The following is a 13,069-nucleotide window of genomic DNA, read 5'->3' on the forward strand; positions in this document are numbered from 1 at the left end:
ACCCATGAGCCTGCGGGCACGCATCAACTCCCCCGAGGAGACGCCCGGACGGGGCGAGGACGGCCACCTGGTCGCCTCCTACCGCGCCAAGCTCCTGGAGGAGATCGACCTCGCGGAGATGAGTTCCCTGGCGGCGGCCGAGCGCCGGGCCCGGCTGGAACGCGTCCTCGGCCACATCATCAGCCGCGAGGGCCCGGTCCTGTCGACCGTCGAGCGCTCCCAGCTGATCCGCCGGGTCGTCGACGAGGCACTGGGCCTCGGCATCCTGGAGCCCCTGCTGGAGGACGCGTCCATCACCGAGATCATGGTGAACGGCCCGGACGCCATCTTCGTGGAGCGCGGCGGCCGCGTGGAACAACTCCCGCTGCGCTTCGCCTCCAACGACCAGCTGATGCAGACGATCGAGCGCATCGTCTCCACCGTCAACCGCCGCGTCGACGAGTCGAACCCCATGGTCGACGCCCGCCTCCCCTCCGGCGAGCGCGTCAACGTCATCATCCCGCCGCTCTCCCTGACCGGCGCCACCCTCACCATCCGGCGCTTCCCCCGTTCCTTCACCCTCCAGGAACTCATCGGCCTCGGCTCCCTCGACGAGCACATGCTGTACCTGCTCGCCGGCCTGGTGCAGGCACGCTTCAACGTCATCGTGTCCGGGGCGACGGGCACCGGCAAGACCACTCTCCTGAACGCCCTCTCCGGCCTGATCCCCGAGGGCGAACGCATCATCACCATCGAGGACTCCGCCGAACTCCAGCTCCAGCAGCCGCACGTCATCCGCCTGGAGTCCCGCCCGCCGAACGTCGAGGGCAAGGGCCAGGTCACCATCCGCGACCTGGTCCGCAACTCGCTCCGCATGCGCCCCGACCGCATCGTCGTCGGTGAGGTCCGCGGCGGCGAGTCCCTGGACATGCTCCAGGCGATGTCGACGGGCCACGACGGCTCCCTCGCCACGGTCCACGCCAACAGCGCCGAGGACGCCCTGATGCGGCTCCAGACCCTCGCCTCCATGTCCGACGTGGAGATCCCCTTCGTGGCGCTCCACGATCAGATCAACAGCGCCGTCGACGTCATCGTCCAGCTCACCCGCTTCGCCGACGGCGCCCGCCGCATCACCGAGGTCGCCCTCCTGGAGAGCCACGGATCGGAGCCGTACCGGCTGGCCACGGTCGCCCGCTTCAACGCCCGGCCGATGACCGCCGACGGCCGCGTCCACGGCGTCTACGAGCAGTACCCCCTCCCGCGCCGCACCGCCGACCGCCTCTACATGGCGAGCCAGCCCGTCCCCCAGGCGTTCGGCATCGCCCAGTCCTACGACCAGCTCGCCACCCGAGAAGCCAGGTAGGAACCGTCCCCATGGATCTGCAGAACCTGATCACGCTGACCACCGGCATCGCGCTGCTGACCTGCGTCCTCGCGGTCGTCGGCGTGCACGCGTACGCCACCGGCAGGGCACAGCGGCAGGCGCTGGTGGACCGGCTGTCGGCCACCGGCCAGATCCCCGTCGTCGGCCGCCGGCGCCACTTCCCCACCCTGGACCGCCGCCTGCGCCGCACCAGGCCCGGCAAGAAGCTCGAACTGCGCCTGGCGGCCACCGGTCTGGACATCACCCCCGGCGAGTTCTTCGTCTACATGCTCGCCACGGTCACCGGCCTGTGGCTCATCGGTCAGGCGACCCTCGCCCCCTTCTTCGGCCCGATCGCCGGCCTGCTCGGCATCGGGGTGGCGCTGCAGTTCCTCAACTGGCAGCGGCAGAAACGCATCGAGAAGTTCATCAACCAACTCCCGGAACTGGCCCGCATCCTCGCCAACGCCACCCAGGCCGGCCTCGCCCTCCGTACGGCCGTCGGCATGGCGGCGGAGGAACTGGAGGCCCCGGCCGGCGAGGAACTGTCCAAGGTCGCCGCCCAGTTGGCGGTGGGCGCGTCGATGGACGACGCCCTCGGCGAACTCGCCGACCGCCTCCCGTCCCGCGAGCTGGTCGTCCTGGTCACCACGCTGGTGCTGTCCAACAGGGCGGGTGGCCAGGTGGTGAGCGCCCTGCGCAACCTGACGGAGACGCTGGAGGAGCGCAAGGAGACCCGGCGGGAGGTCCGTACGCAGCTCTCCCAGGTCAGCATGACGTCGTACGCCGTTCCCGTCCTGGGCGTCGGCTCGTTGTTCCTGATGAACGGGGTGAAGGACGGCGCCCTGGAACGCATGACCGGCTCCCCGACGGGCCAGGCCGCGGTGATCGTCGCCTTCGGGCTGTACGCCATCGGCTTCGTCCTCATCCGCCGCCTGTCCCGCATCGACGTCTGAACGGCGAGGAGGCCGACCGACATGGCACTTCTGCTGGCCCTCCTGATGGGCCTCGCCGTCTACGGCGTCTTCGCCGGCGTCCGCATGTACCGGGCCGAGGCGAAACTCCCCACCGACCTGGCCCTGGCCCTGGAGGTCGGCTCCACCCGTACGGGCGCGGTCGACTCCCTCGTCGACCGCATGGGCATGCGCTACGCCCCCGCCGTGCTGCGTGTCATGGGCCCCAAGCAGGTCGCCAAGTACCGACGCAAGATCGACCTGGCGGGCAACCCCGGGGGCCTCACCATCGACCGCTACGCCGCCCGCCGCGCGGTGTACGGGGCGCTCGGCGGGCTGGGCTTCCTGGTGTTCCTCATGCGGGGCCAGCTCTTCATGGCCCTGCTGCTGCTTGCCTTCGGCGCGTTCTGGACGGAGGTCGGCATCTGGTCGGCGATCCGCATCCGCAAGGACGTCATCGAGCGGACCCTGCCGGACTTCCTGGACGTACTGGCGGTGGTGGTGAGCGCGGGTCTGGGCTTCCGGCAGGCCCTGGACCGGGTGTCGTCGAAGTACGAGGGGCCGTGGGCGGACGAACTGCGCATCACACTCCGTCAGATGGACCTGGGCATGAGCCGCAGGCAGGCCTTCACGGAGCTGCGGCGCCGCAATGAGTCCGAGCAGGTGGCGATGTTCGTCACGGCGCTCCAGCAGGGCGAGGAACTGGGTGCGCCGATCGTGGACACGCTGGTGTCGCTGGCCAAGGACATGCGCCGTACGGACGCGCAGAACGCCCGCCGCAAGGCGGCCCGCGCGGTCCCGAAGGCCACCATGATGATCACCACGTTCATGGTCCCGGCCACGATGATCCTCCTCGGCGCCGGCCTGATCCTCGGCTCCGGCATCGACTTCGGCGCGGTCACGGGCGAGTAGGGGAGGGGGCGGGGTGCGATGACGACGACCGGGGAACGCACGGGGCTGTTCCGCCGTGCGGCCGGACTGCCGGAGATCACCACCCCACCGGCGGGCACGGTCCTCCCGCCCCACGCGAGGACGGGCGCCCCGGACATCCCGGTGACGTCGGCGACCCCGGCGTTGCCACCGGGCTGGGAACCGGCGGGACATACACAGATGCACGGAGCGGCAGCCGCCGACGGCGCTGAGCCTCCACAGGGGCCACCCGCACCCGACAACGAAACTTGCACGGGTGGTGCGGGTGGGAACCCGCATCCGGCCGAAGGCCGGATGCACCCCCCACAACCCGCACCGGCACCGGCACCAGACGTACAAATCCAGGTCAACGCCCTCCAGGCCCTCTGCCGGCAGGCATTCGGCTTCAGACTGGCGATGATCGCCCTGGCCGCCCCGGCCGCCCTCCTCAACGCAGGCCCCGGCTGGAGCACCCGCCTCGTCGCCATCGCCGTAGTGGCCACCTTCATGGCCTCCTACGTCCTCTTCAGGGACTGGGAACGCTTCGGCCCCCTCCTCCTCCGCCACCCCACCCTCCTCGCGGCGGACACCCTCTTCGGAGCCCTGCTCCTCATCTCGGCGGGCCCCGACACCACCCTCGCCTACGTCAGCGTCTGCACCCCCCTCCTCGCGGGCCTGATCTACGGCTGGCGCGGCGCGGCCGTCTTCGCCTCCCTCCAGGGCCTGATCCTCCTCCTGGTCCACGCGGCGCTGGACAACCCGCGGACGGACCCGGCGGAGACGCTCCTCCTCCCCGGCCTCTGCGTGATCGCGGGCGCGGTCGGCTCCAGTCTCCGCAACCTCATGCTCCGGCTGGGCACGGCAACCCGGGCCCTGGCCACGGTCCAGGCCCGGCTGGCCGTCACGGAGGCAGTCAGCGCCGAGCGGGCCCGCCTGGCCCGCGAGATGCACGACTCGGTGGCCAAGACCCTCCACGGAGTGGCCCTGGCGGCAGACGGTCTGGCCGGCACGGCGGGCGCCCCGCGCATGGACCCGGCCCTGGTGAAACAACAGGCGGAACTGGTGGCCCGCTCGGCCCGCAGAGCCGCGGCCGAATCCCGCGAACTCCTGGCGGACCTGCGCAGGGAGTCGGACCCGGGCCAGGGCACGGACGTACTGGTGGAACTGGCCGCCCGCACCCGCGACTTCACCGGACGCACCGGCGTACCCGCGGTCTACCGCCCCACCGGCGAGCACGCGGTCCCGCCCGTCCCACCCGCCGTGGCCCGCCAACTCCTCACCATCGCCTCGGAGGCCATGGAGAACGCCCACCGTCACGCACAGCCGACCCGTGTCGACGTCCACGCCGGCGTCCACGGCGACCTGCTCCGCATCAGCGTGTACGACGACGGCACCGGCCTCCCGCCCGGCACCGACCTCGAACAACTCCGCCGCTCCGGTCACTTCGGCCTCGTCGGCATGGTCGAGCGGGCGGCCTCGGTCGGCGCCCGCATCCGCATAGGCCGGGGCGCGCACACCCGAGGCACCGAAGTCCGCCTGGAACTCCCGCTGGCGGCCGTGACGACTCCCACGGAGGCCACCTCATGACGACACCGCCGAACCCCTTCGCGAACGTTCCGCCACCGGCCCTCCTCCGGGTGGTGGTGGCCGACGACAACCCGGTGGTCCGCGCCGGCCTGACCGCCCTCCTCACCGGACGCGAGGACATCACGGTGGTGGCGGAGGCGGCCGACGGCCGGGAGGCCTACGAGGCGACCCGTGCCCACCGTCCCGACGTGGTCCTCCTGGACGTCCGCATGCCCGGCGTGGACGGCATCTCGGCACTCCCGTACCTGGTACGGATCGCTCCTGTGGTGATGCTGACGTACAGCAGGGAGTCGGAGATCGTCCAGGAGGCCCTGCGCAGGGGAGCGGGCGGCTACCTGGTCCACGGGGAGTTCACGGCGGACCAGCTGGTGTCGGCGATCCGCGACATCAGGGAGGGCAGGCCCCACTTCACCCCCACCGCGGCAGGAGCGTTGCTCTCGCAACTACGCCAGGACCCGCGACCACCCGGAACGCTACCGGAGGGACTGGGGGCTGCACGCGCAACTAACCGCGCCACAAACGGACTCGGCCTGCCCCACATCCCACCCCCGCCTACTTCTGCGGAAAACCTTTCGCAACTGCAACCGGATATGGCACGATCGTCGTCTGGGTGGACAGGCGGCCGCCCGGCCGCTCCCGACAGGTCGAGGTACCAACTCAGCACGAGGGAGGCGGAGATCATGGACCTCATCGCATCCGGCATGAACAACCAGCAGATCGCCGCCACGTGCTTCATCAGCGAGAAGACGGTCAAGAACCACATCAACCGCATCTTCGCGAAGCTCCACAGCACGAGCCGTTCCGAGGCCGCGGCGAAGTGGCTCGGCACGGCACCGGGCTCGGGTCGAGGGGTGGGGTGACCTCCGGTGACGGCAAGGGCGACGAGGAGCTGGGCCTGCGATTGGGCCCGGGATTGGGCCCTGGGGCCCTCTGACGGACGGGGTGCCCGCCCGTACGTTGCAGATGCCGAAAGCGGTCCCACGAAGCAGACCGCTACCGCGTCAGCCGGAGGGGAACACCATGAGCGACCTGATGATGAAGACCGCCATCGCGACCAAGGTCCGCGTCAACGGCTGGAAGAACACGACGGTCGAGGCCATGCGGCGCCGCAACGCGGACAAGGGACAGACCGCGGTCGAGTACCTGGGCATCATCGCGGTGGTCGTGCTGATCGTGCTCGCGATCACCGGCACCAGCATCGGGCAGACGATCCTCGGCAAGATCAACGCACAGATCGCCAAGGTGGCTCCTTGAGGCGATTCCGCCGGTACGGCGACGCAGGGCAGGCCTTCCCCATCTACATCACGGTGGTGGGGGGCCTGCTCTTTCTCGCGTTCGCGTACTTCGCGGTCGGCCAGGCCGCGGCGAATCGGAACGGCGCGCAGACCGCTGCCGACGCGGCGGCACTCGCGGCGGCACAGGAGACTCGGGACGCACTCGCGGACCGGTGGGTTCAGGACCTGCTCGATCCGGCGAAGTGGCAGGCCATCTTCAACGGGAATGTCGACGGCATCGGTCTCACCTGCGGGCGGGCGCACGAGCTTGCCGCGCAGAACGACGCCCGGGTGGTCGGATGCGGCCTGGCGGGCCTCCTCGGCTACGAGGTCGAGGTCGAGACCAACAGGACCGTCGGAGACTCCATCGTCCCCGGCACGGAGAATCGCCGCTCCGACGCGTCCGCCACCGCTGTGATCGAACCCCGCTGTACTTTCCGGCTCCCGTCCGAGGACGCCGGAGAGGACGTACTGCCGCTGCTCACCTGCGAGGGCGAGAAATGGGAGCTGGACCCGAAGGGGCCCATCGAACTCCTCCCCGAGCCCGAGGACCTGTTCGAAGTCCACCTGGCCGACTGACAAGCGAACGACGAGTGATGAAGGAAGCAGAGAGATGAGCATTCGGATCACTGCGCGGGCCCGCAGGGGGATGGTCGCGTTGACCGCTGTGGCCGGCCTGGCTCTCGGCATGGCGGGCTGCGGCGGCGGTGGCGACGACGACAAGCCGAAACCTTCGTCATCCGCTTCCAAGGACAGTGGATCGCAGCCGAGTGCCCAGGAGGGGCAGGCGGAGACCCCACTGGCCGAGCTCAAAGGCACAGACGGACTGCTTCTCCAGATCACCTCTGCGGTACGGGATTCCGGCGGCTTCGTCACCGTGAGCGGCAATCTCAAGAACGACGGCGCGGAATCAGTGGCCGTTCCACCTCAGATGAGCGGTGACGAGACCGAGGTCGTCAAGCACGGTCCGTCGCTCGGCGGTGCCACCCTCGTGGACCCGAAGGGAAAGAAACGCTACTACGTGTTGCGGGACACGGACGGCCGCCCGCTGACGACGACGGGTCTCACCACCCTCAACGCAGGTCAGGTCCTCCCTGTTTTCATGCAGTTCCCCGCCCCGCCGGCAGACACGGCAGACGTGAGCCTGCAGCTGCCGACGTTCGCCAGCGGCACGATCAAGATCTCCGGGTGAGGCCGGCCATGACTCGTACCCCGACCCGCCTGGCGCCGCCTCGCCTCGCCCTGGTTCTCTCGGCCGCCACGGTCATGGTCGCCACCAACCTGTACGGCGCAGTGGTGGCACACGCGGACGACGGCCCCAGCGTTCCGCCGGGAACCGAGGCGTCCGCGTCCGCACCCGTCGAAGTCGACCCGAACGACCCCGACCTCAAGCTCCCGGAGGGCGCCACCCTCACCGAGCCCAAGGTCCTGGACATCAAGCAGATCGTGGAGGACAAGAGCGGCGACGAACGACGCGAGGACACCAACTCCGACGTGACGTTCGCGCTCCAGGCCGAGGTGCTGTTCGGCAAGGACAGCGCGAAGCTCGGCGCGGCGGCGAAGGCCCGTATCGTCACGATCGCGGGAGAGATCAAGACGCAGAACGCGACGAAGGTCCGCGTCTTCGGCTTCACGGACAACCTGGGCTCGTCCGCCCACGGCGACGTCCTGTCCCGTCAGCGCGCCAACGCCGTACAGGCCGTCCTGGGCCAGGAACTGAGCGACGCGAACCTCACTTATGAGGTGCGTGGTTACGGCGAGCAGTACCCGATCGCAGACAACTCGACGGAGGCCGGCCGCAAGAAGAACCGCAGGGTCGAGATCACGTTCCCGCGCACGGCGAGCTGAGCCGGCTAGAGCAGGTGGTCGGCCTTGCCCGCCTTGATCTCCAGGATGAGGGCGCGCAGGGCCTCTCTGCTGTCGGTGAGCGGGGTGTCCTCCTGCCCGGCGACGGCGATGTAGGCGTTGCCGTCGAGGTCGGTGCCTATGCGGAAGCAGTTGTTGCCTTCTGCGCAGAAGGGCTCTTCCCAGCTGATGTCGGCCATGACGGCTCCTCAGAGTTGACGGGCAATGGAGCGGATGAAGTCCCGGGAACGCTGCGGATCAAGTGACCTCTCGTGCCACCAGTCCATGTGAGCACCGTACTTCGCGAGCTGCGCGTCGGCATGAGTGAACTCTCCGCCATGCGCGGAGTCGAGCTGCACGGTGTCGAGCTGAGGAACCACGCCGTGGGCGTAGAGAACGGCGTGCCCTGCCCCGGGGAACGCACCGACTTCGACTGGGAGGACACGTAGGTCGACGTTGTCACGCTCGGACACCTCGCACAGGTGGTCCAACTGCTCCCGCGTGTTCCGTCGTCCCCCGAACTGCATACGCAGAGCGCATTCGTGCACGTAGGCCACGTACTCGACCGCGCCGTCGTGATCCAGTACCTTCTGCCGCTGCGTGCGCAGCGCAACCCGTAGCTCGACCTCAGACGTGGGCAGGGGCGGAAGGGCGGAATCGAAGACTGCGCGGGCGTACCCACTCAGCTGCAGTAGCCCAGGGATGTGCACGGTTTGCAGGCTGCGCAGGCGAGTGGCGAACCATTCCAACTCGGCGACGTCCAACAGACCTTGCGGTAGCTGACCCCTGTAGTGCTCCCACCAGCCGCGTTTACGCGACTCAACCATGGAGATCAGCGCATCGATGTACGCCTGATCCCTGCATTCGTAATTGTTGGCGAGTATCTGGATGCGTTCGGGTGAGATGGCGCGGACACCCGCCTCCATGTTGGAGACCTTGGTCCTGTCCAGTCCCAGCAGGCCGGCGGCGTACTCCGTGTTCCGGCCTGCTGCGATGCGTAGCTTTCGCAGCTCGGCGCCCACTCGCCGCTGTCGCACGGTGGGTGTCGCACGTGTTGGCATCGGCACCTTCCTCCCCCTGGTCGGGCACCAGTCTGCCCTCAAAGACGCCCCTGCCCCAACTCGTTGGAGGCAATTTCCTTGGAGGAAGTGGCACATGTTCCCGGGGTATGCGTACATTCAGCGACAGGACGATTACGGCCTGCGCCGACCCGGAACGGCATCGCGCGAGCCTGCCCGCACTCTCCTGCCCTGGGAGGGGCGTGTTCGCGTCCAGGGAGACGAGCCACCGGGCGGAGCCACAAACCACTTGCCGCCGTCAGGAGTTGTCCATGCCCGCAACCGCCGGCCTCTGCCCGATCGCCGCCCCCGCCGACCTGCCGCCCACCCCACCGACCCCCGACAGCCTCTCCTACAGCTTCACGCTGCCCGCCGCCCCGCAGAGCCCCGCGATCGCCCGCGCGGCGGCCCGGACGATCCTGCGGGCCCACGGCCTGGAGGACATGGCGGACGCCGCGGTCCAGGCCCTGGGCGAACTCACCGCCTGCGCCTACCGCCTGGCCCCCACCGCGGAGCTGTACGTCTCACTCCGTTACCGCGACGAGGCCCTCCGCATGACCCTCTACGACGCGCACCCCCGCCACACGCATCCCCGTCTGGCCACGGCGTGCGACACCCGCCGCCGAGCCGCGCTCCGCGTCCTGGCCTGCGTGGTGAAGGCCTGCGCCGGTGACTGGGGCTTCGGCGACGCGAGGGAACCGGGCGGGGGAACTCGCATGTGGGCGGTCCTGCCCAGGGAGGGCGCACGCACGTACACGGAGGCGGCGGCGCCCTAAAGGTCCACCTCCACCAGGGCCCCGACCCGCAGCCCCCACCCCTCCATCGCCCCGGCCTCGGCTTCCAGCACATGGCGTGCCCGGAGCCGGGGCAGACCGAGCCGCCCCGGCGGCATGGTGCGTACGGCGATGACCCGGAGCCGCCGGTCGAGGTAGGCGACGTCGATGGGCATGCGCATACGGAAGGTGTGCACGCTGTTGGCGGGGGAGAGCAGCAGAACCCCGTCGAGGGAGTCCCGCCCCAGCAGCCCTCTGGTACGGGCCCGATAGGAGGCGGCGATCTCCAGGGGAACACTCACCGTCACCCCCTCGCCGTCCCCCCGTACGGTCAACTCCCCCCGCCCGTCCTGCCAGCGTCCCATCCCCGACCGACCCCCTGGACCACCCATCGACGAACCGTCCACACCGAACGTATCTCCGCAGGCCGCTCGAAATCACTGCTTGCGAAGTTGTGCGGCTCGGGCGGCGAAATGCCGACGTCATACTGGAACGCCGTGACGAGGACAACCTCGTACTGATGCGGGAAGAGCGGTTCGAAGCGACCCTCAGCGGCATGAGTCTGGCCGCACGGTCGCTGGCCATCCTGGCCGACCGGCACCAGCCGCCGGCCGAGGAGGCCCTGGCCGAAGAGCTGCCGTGGTTGCACTGGCTGCCCGAGCACGAGCGGCACACCTGTGTACGCGAACTGCTGGCGGACCTGATCGCGGGCGCCGACACGGGACTCCTGCTGTTGTTCGCACGCAGTCTCGCCTCCTGGCGTTCCACGGCCGAGGCGTGGTCCGACCCGCAGATGGCGAGCGAGCTCCAGGGCCCGTTCCCCGGGGACGGGCCGGAACTCTCCCGGCCGACGGAAGCGGCCTCGTGACGGGGCGCGGGGAAGAACTCTCCCGCCCGAAGCCGTGGCTGGTCCGTGCGGCCGACCGCACTGAACGTATCCCCGGCAGGCCCCGCGAAGGTCAGTGCCTGCGAAGTTGCGCAGCCAGCGCGGCCAGCGTCTGGGCCGTCTCGGACAGGCTCGCGACGGCGGCCTCCAGGTCCGAGGCGACGCGGGGAGCGACGGGAACGGCGGAGGAGGGGGCGACGACCGGCGTGCCTCGGTAGCCGATGGGGCCCTCGTTGTAGCGCTGGTAGCAGCCGGTGAACGCCTGCCCGGTGGGCGCTTCCGCGAACCGGACATGGGCGAGCTGGACCTCGCTCCCGCCGGCGTTGTTGATGATGTCGAGACGGTAGTGACGGTAGGCCCGGGTGCTGGAACGCAGGTGGAACTGCCTCGTCTGGTGGCGCCCGGTGAACTTCTCACCGCTGCGCGTGTCCAGCGGCGTCCACGTGTGGCCGTCGTGGGAGCCGTACAGGGTCCAGTCGCGGGGGTCACGCTCGTCGAAGTCGTTCGCCGACATCAGGGAGTACGAGGCGACGGCGGCGGGACGGGCGAGGGTGAAGTCGAGCTGGGCGGTCTCCTCGAACGTCAGCCACTTGCTGTGCTGGTCATCGAGGAGGTTGTCGGCCCCCTCGCCCCCCTCGTCGAACTCGTCGCTCGCCTCGACACCGGTCACCTCGACCTCGGAGACGGCGGCGTGCAGCACGGCCACCCCGGAGTTGCCCCGCTGGTCGCGCCAGGTCACCCGCTCGACGGGCGCCCCGCCGCCGTCGACCAGCAGCCGCAGTTCGTGGGAGGTGTGCCAGCTGCCGCCCCACCCCTCCTCCGTGTGGAAGCGGTGCAGCGGGGACGCCGAGAGGTTCTGGGTGTCGTCCGAGAACGGCCGGCGGTCGGTGAGCCGCCCCCGGTACTCGTACGCCGTACCGTCCGCGGAGCGGTACACGCCGTGGAAGTCGGACATGTTGGACTGGAAGCTGATGGCGGCCTCGGCCCCGTCCTCATCACGCCAGCCGAGCTGGGCGGGCAGGGAGTGCTCGTCCCGGTCGATGTGGAAGAGCAGCCGCGGGGCCGCCTGCCAGGAGGCGGAGGAGGCATGGGCCGGACGGAGTTCCGTACCGTAGGCGAAGACCGAGTCCCGGGCCGCCTCCGCCACCCGCGCCCGCTCGGAACGGCCGCGCTCCCAGACGGGATCCAGGGTGATCCGGTACAGCCAGAGCATGCTGCCGGACTTGGCCGAGGAGCGTATCTCCAGGGTGTTGGTACCGGGCTTCAGCAGCCGCCCGGGTACGGCGAAAACGTTGTCCTGCGGAAGGTCGCCGCCGCCGGGCACGGTGAGGTCCTCGGCCAGCACCTCACCCTGGACCAGTACGTCCATCGGCGCGTACCCGAGGTCGGAGCCGAGCTTGGAGACGAGGGCCGTGACGGTGAGCGTCGCCTGGGGCACGTCCTCCGGGTCCTCCACCTCGAAGTCCAGCGTCACGCTCCCGCCCGCACTCAACGCCACGTGCGACCCGGCGAACCGGGCCCCGTGGAGCCTGACATCGGAGTTCGCCAGCCGAGTCGGATCGACGGAGAAGTCGGCGTAGGTGGCATCAAAGCCCATGAGTGCTCCAGATCATGACGGCACGTCAGCAGACGTCGTCACACGGTGGTGACTGTGATCCAGGACCCTAGTGGGCCGGACTGACAACGCCGTTCAGACGAACGGAACCACGTCCGCCGGGGAGGTGTGCCAGTTGGTGACGATCGGGTCCTCGACGGTGATGGTGTCGACCGGCAGGGAGACCGGGTCGGGGTCGGCGTCACCGACGGCGACGATGATGCTGTCCAGCTCCTTGCCGCTGTCGCCGCTGGTGGTCTTCGGGTTCACTCCGGCGTAGGCGGTGGTGCTCCCGCTCAGCTTGACCTGCTCGCCGACGGACTGCTCCGCGGGACCCGCCTGGGTGCCGTCGGATCCGAACGCCACGATCGGCAGCGCGGCGGGCAGGTAACAGGTGATCCCCGACTTCGCCTTCGCCATGATCAGGATGTATCCGCCGCCCTGGGTCTCGGACTTGGTGCTCCAGGAGATGTCGTTGGCGCCGCAGGTCTGCTCGACCGCCACCCGCTCCCCGTTACCGGTGTCGACGCCGGAGCCGGCCCCGTCCTCGGTTCCCTTGCCCGTCGTGTCGCCGCCCTCGTCGGTGGCCTGACCGCTGCCCGTGGTCGACGAGCCGGACGAGGGGGTGGCCGTACCGCCGGTCGAGGCGGCGGACGAAGAACCCTTCGCGGCACCGGTGTCCGTGTCCGCGTCCGTGTCCTGACAGGCGGTCATCAGCATGGCGCCGCCCACGAGGACTGCGGAGACGAGGAAGGCCTTGCGACGGTTGCCGGACATGAAATCCCCTTGAGAATAAGCTGTTTGAGGCCGAAGCGGTTTCGGCTTCTCGGTGCTTGCTTGATCACTAT

16 protein-coding genes are annotated in these 13,069 nt (G+C 69.7%); 11 read left to right on the forward strand and 5 right to left on the reverse strand.

Annotated features, from left to right (window positions below; all coding sequences use genetic code 11):
* The first annotated feature begins 4 nt into the window (after positions 1-4).
* The 9 genes from ACH4VX_RS03010 to ACH4VX_RS03050 all read left to right on the forward strand — a co-directional run bounded on the left by ACH4VX_RS03010 (position 5) and on the right by ACH4VX_RS03050 (position 7,913).
* On the forward strand, positions 5-1,342 hold the full coding sequence (locus ACH4VX_RS03010) for a CpaF family protein (RefSeq protein WP_398365520.1): 1,338 nt from the start codon (positions 5-7) through the stop codon (positions 1,340-1,342).
* Positions 1,343-1,353: 11 nt separating this feature from the next.
* Positions 1,354-2,298: a type II secretion system F family protein gene (locus tag ACH4VX_RS03015; RefSeq protein WP_398365522.1), complete on the forward strand. Its 945-nt coding sequence runs from the start codon at positions 1,354-1,356 to the stop codon at positions 2,296-2,298.
* A gap of 21 nt (positions 2,299-2,319) precedes the next feature.
* Positions 2,320-3,207 carry a DUF5936 domain-containing protein gene (locus tag ACH4VX_RS03020; protein WP_398365523.1) on the forward strand — a complete coding sequence of 296 codons (888 nt, stop codon included), beginning with the start codon at positions 2,320-2,322 and terminating at the stop codon, positions 3,205-3,207.
* 18 nt (positions 3,208-3,225) lie between these two features.
* Complete coding sequence (locus ACH4VX_RS03025) at positions 3,226-4,791, forward strand: histidine kinase (RefSeq protein ID WP_398365525.1); 1,566 nt, start codon at positions 3,226-3,228, stop codon at positions 4,789-4,791.
* Positions 4,788-5,651 carry a response regulator gene (locus tag ACH4VX_RS03030; RefSeq protein WP_398365527.1) on the forward strand — a complete coding sequence of 288 codons (864 nt, stop codon included), beginning with the start codon at positions 4,788-4,790 and terminating at the stop codon, positions 5,649-5,651. The genes ACH4VX_RS03025 and ACH4VX_RS03030 overlap by 4 nt, the downstream gene beginning before the upstream one ends.
* Before the next feature lie 160 nt (positions 5,652-5,811).
* A complete protein-coding gene (locus ACH4VX_RS03035) occupies positions 5,812-6,045 on the forward strand; it encodes a hypothetical protein (protein ID WP_398365529.1) in 234 nt (77 codons plus the stop codon).
* Entirely contained in the window at positions 6,042-6,644 is a 603-nt protein-coding gene (locus tag ACH4VX_RS03040; protein ID WP_398365530.1) for a pilus assembly protein TadG-related protein, read from the forward strand. Before ACH4VX_RS03035 ends, ACH4VX_RS03040 begins: the two co-directional genes overlap by 4 nt.
* Before the next feature lie 34 nt (positions 6,645-6,678).
* On the forward strand, positions 6,679-7,257 hold the full coding sequence (locus ACH4VX_RS03045) for a hypothetical protein (protein WP_398365532.1): 579 nt from the start codon (positions 6,679-6,681) through the stop codon (positions 7,255-7,257).
* Between the two features lie 8 nt (positions 7,258-7,265).
* Positions 7,266-7,913, forward strand: coding sequence for an OmpA family protein (locus ACH4VX_RS03050; RefSeq protein WP_398365534.1), 648 nt, complete (start codon positions 7,266-7,268; stop codon positions 7,911-7,913).
* Between the two features lie 5 nt (positions 7,914-7,918).
* On the opposite strand, the gene ACH4VX_RS03055 is transcribed toward ACH4VX_RS03050, so the two are convergent.
* Together ACH4VX_RS03055 and ACH4VX_RS03060 are read right to left on the reverse strand one after the other, a co-directional pair.
* On the reverse strand, positions 7,919-8,110 hold the full coding sequence (locus ACH4VX_RS03055; RefSeq protein WP_398365535.1) for a hypothetical protein: 192 nt from the start codon (positions 8,108-8,110) through the stop codon (positions 7,919-7,921).
* Positions 8,111-8,119: 9 nt separating this feature from the next.
* Positions 8,120-8,971: a helix-turn-helix domain-containing protein gene (locus ACH4VX_RS03060; protein WP_398365537.1), complete on the reverse strand. Its 852-nt coding sequence runs from the start codon at positions 8,969-8,971 to the stop codon at positions 8,120-8,122.
* A 269-nt stretch (positions 8,972-9,240) separates the two neighbouring features.
* Here ACH4VX_RS03060 and ACH4VX_RS03065 point away from each other — a divergent pair, with 269 nt between their 5' ends.
* Entirely contained in the window at positions 9,241-9,744 is a 504-nt protein-coding gene (locus ACH4VX_RS03065; protein ID WP_398365539.1) for an ATP-binding protein, read from the forward strand.
* Here the strand turns inward: ACH4VX_RS03065 and ACH4VX_RS03070 are convergent.
* A complete protein-coding gene (locus tag ACH4VX_RS03070; RefSeq protein WP_398365541.1) occupies positions 9,741-10,106 on the reverse strand; it encodes a DUF192 domain-containing protein in 366 nt (121 codons plus the stop codon). The two genes, ACH4VX_RS03065 and ACH4VX_RS03070, sit on opposite strands and share 4 nt — an antisense overlap.
* Before the next feature lie 191 nt (positions 10,107-10,297).
* Here ACH4VX_RS03070 and ACH4VX_RS03075 point away from each other — a divergent pair, with 191 nt between their 5' ends.
* Positions 10,298-10,609 carry a hypothetical protein gene (locus tag ACH4VX_RS03075; RefSeq protein ID WP_398365542.1) on the forward strand — a complete coding sequence of 104 codons (312 nt, stop codon included), beginning with the start codon at positions 10,298-10,300 and terminating at the stop codon, positions 10,607-10,609.
* Positions 10,610-10,700: 91 nt separating this feature from the next.
* On the opposite strand, the gene ACH4VX_RS03080 is transcribed toward ACH4VX_RS03075, so the two are convergent.
* The gene (locus tag ACH4VX_RS03080; RefSeq protein WP_398365544.1) at positions 10,701-12,224 is read right to left on the reverse strand and encodes a discoidin domain-containing protein; all 1,524 of its coding nucleotides are present in this window, start codon (positions 12,222-12,224) and stop codon (positions 10,701-10,703) included.
* Between the two features lie 93 nt (positions 12,225-12,317).
* Positions 12,318-12,998, reverse strand: coding sequence for a DUF4232 domain-containing protein (locus tag ACH4VX_RS03085; RefSeq protein WP_398365546.1), 681 nt, complete (start codon positions 12,996-12,998; stop codon positions 12,318-12,320).
* Between the last annotated feature and the right edge of the window lie 71 nt (positions 12,999-13,069).

It is taken from the genome of Streptomyces sp. NPDC020731, assembly GCF_044334705.1.
Classification (GTDB): Bacteria; Actinomycetota; Actinomycetes; order Streptomycetales; family Streptomycetaceae; genus Streptomyces.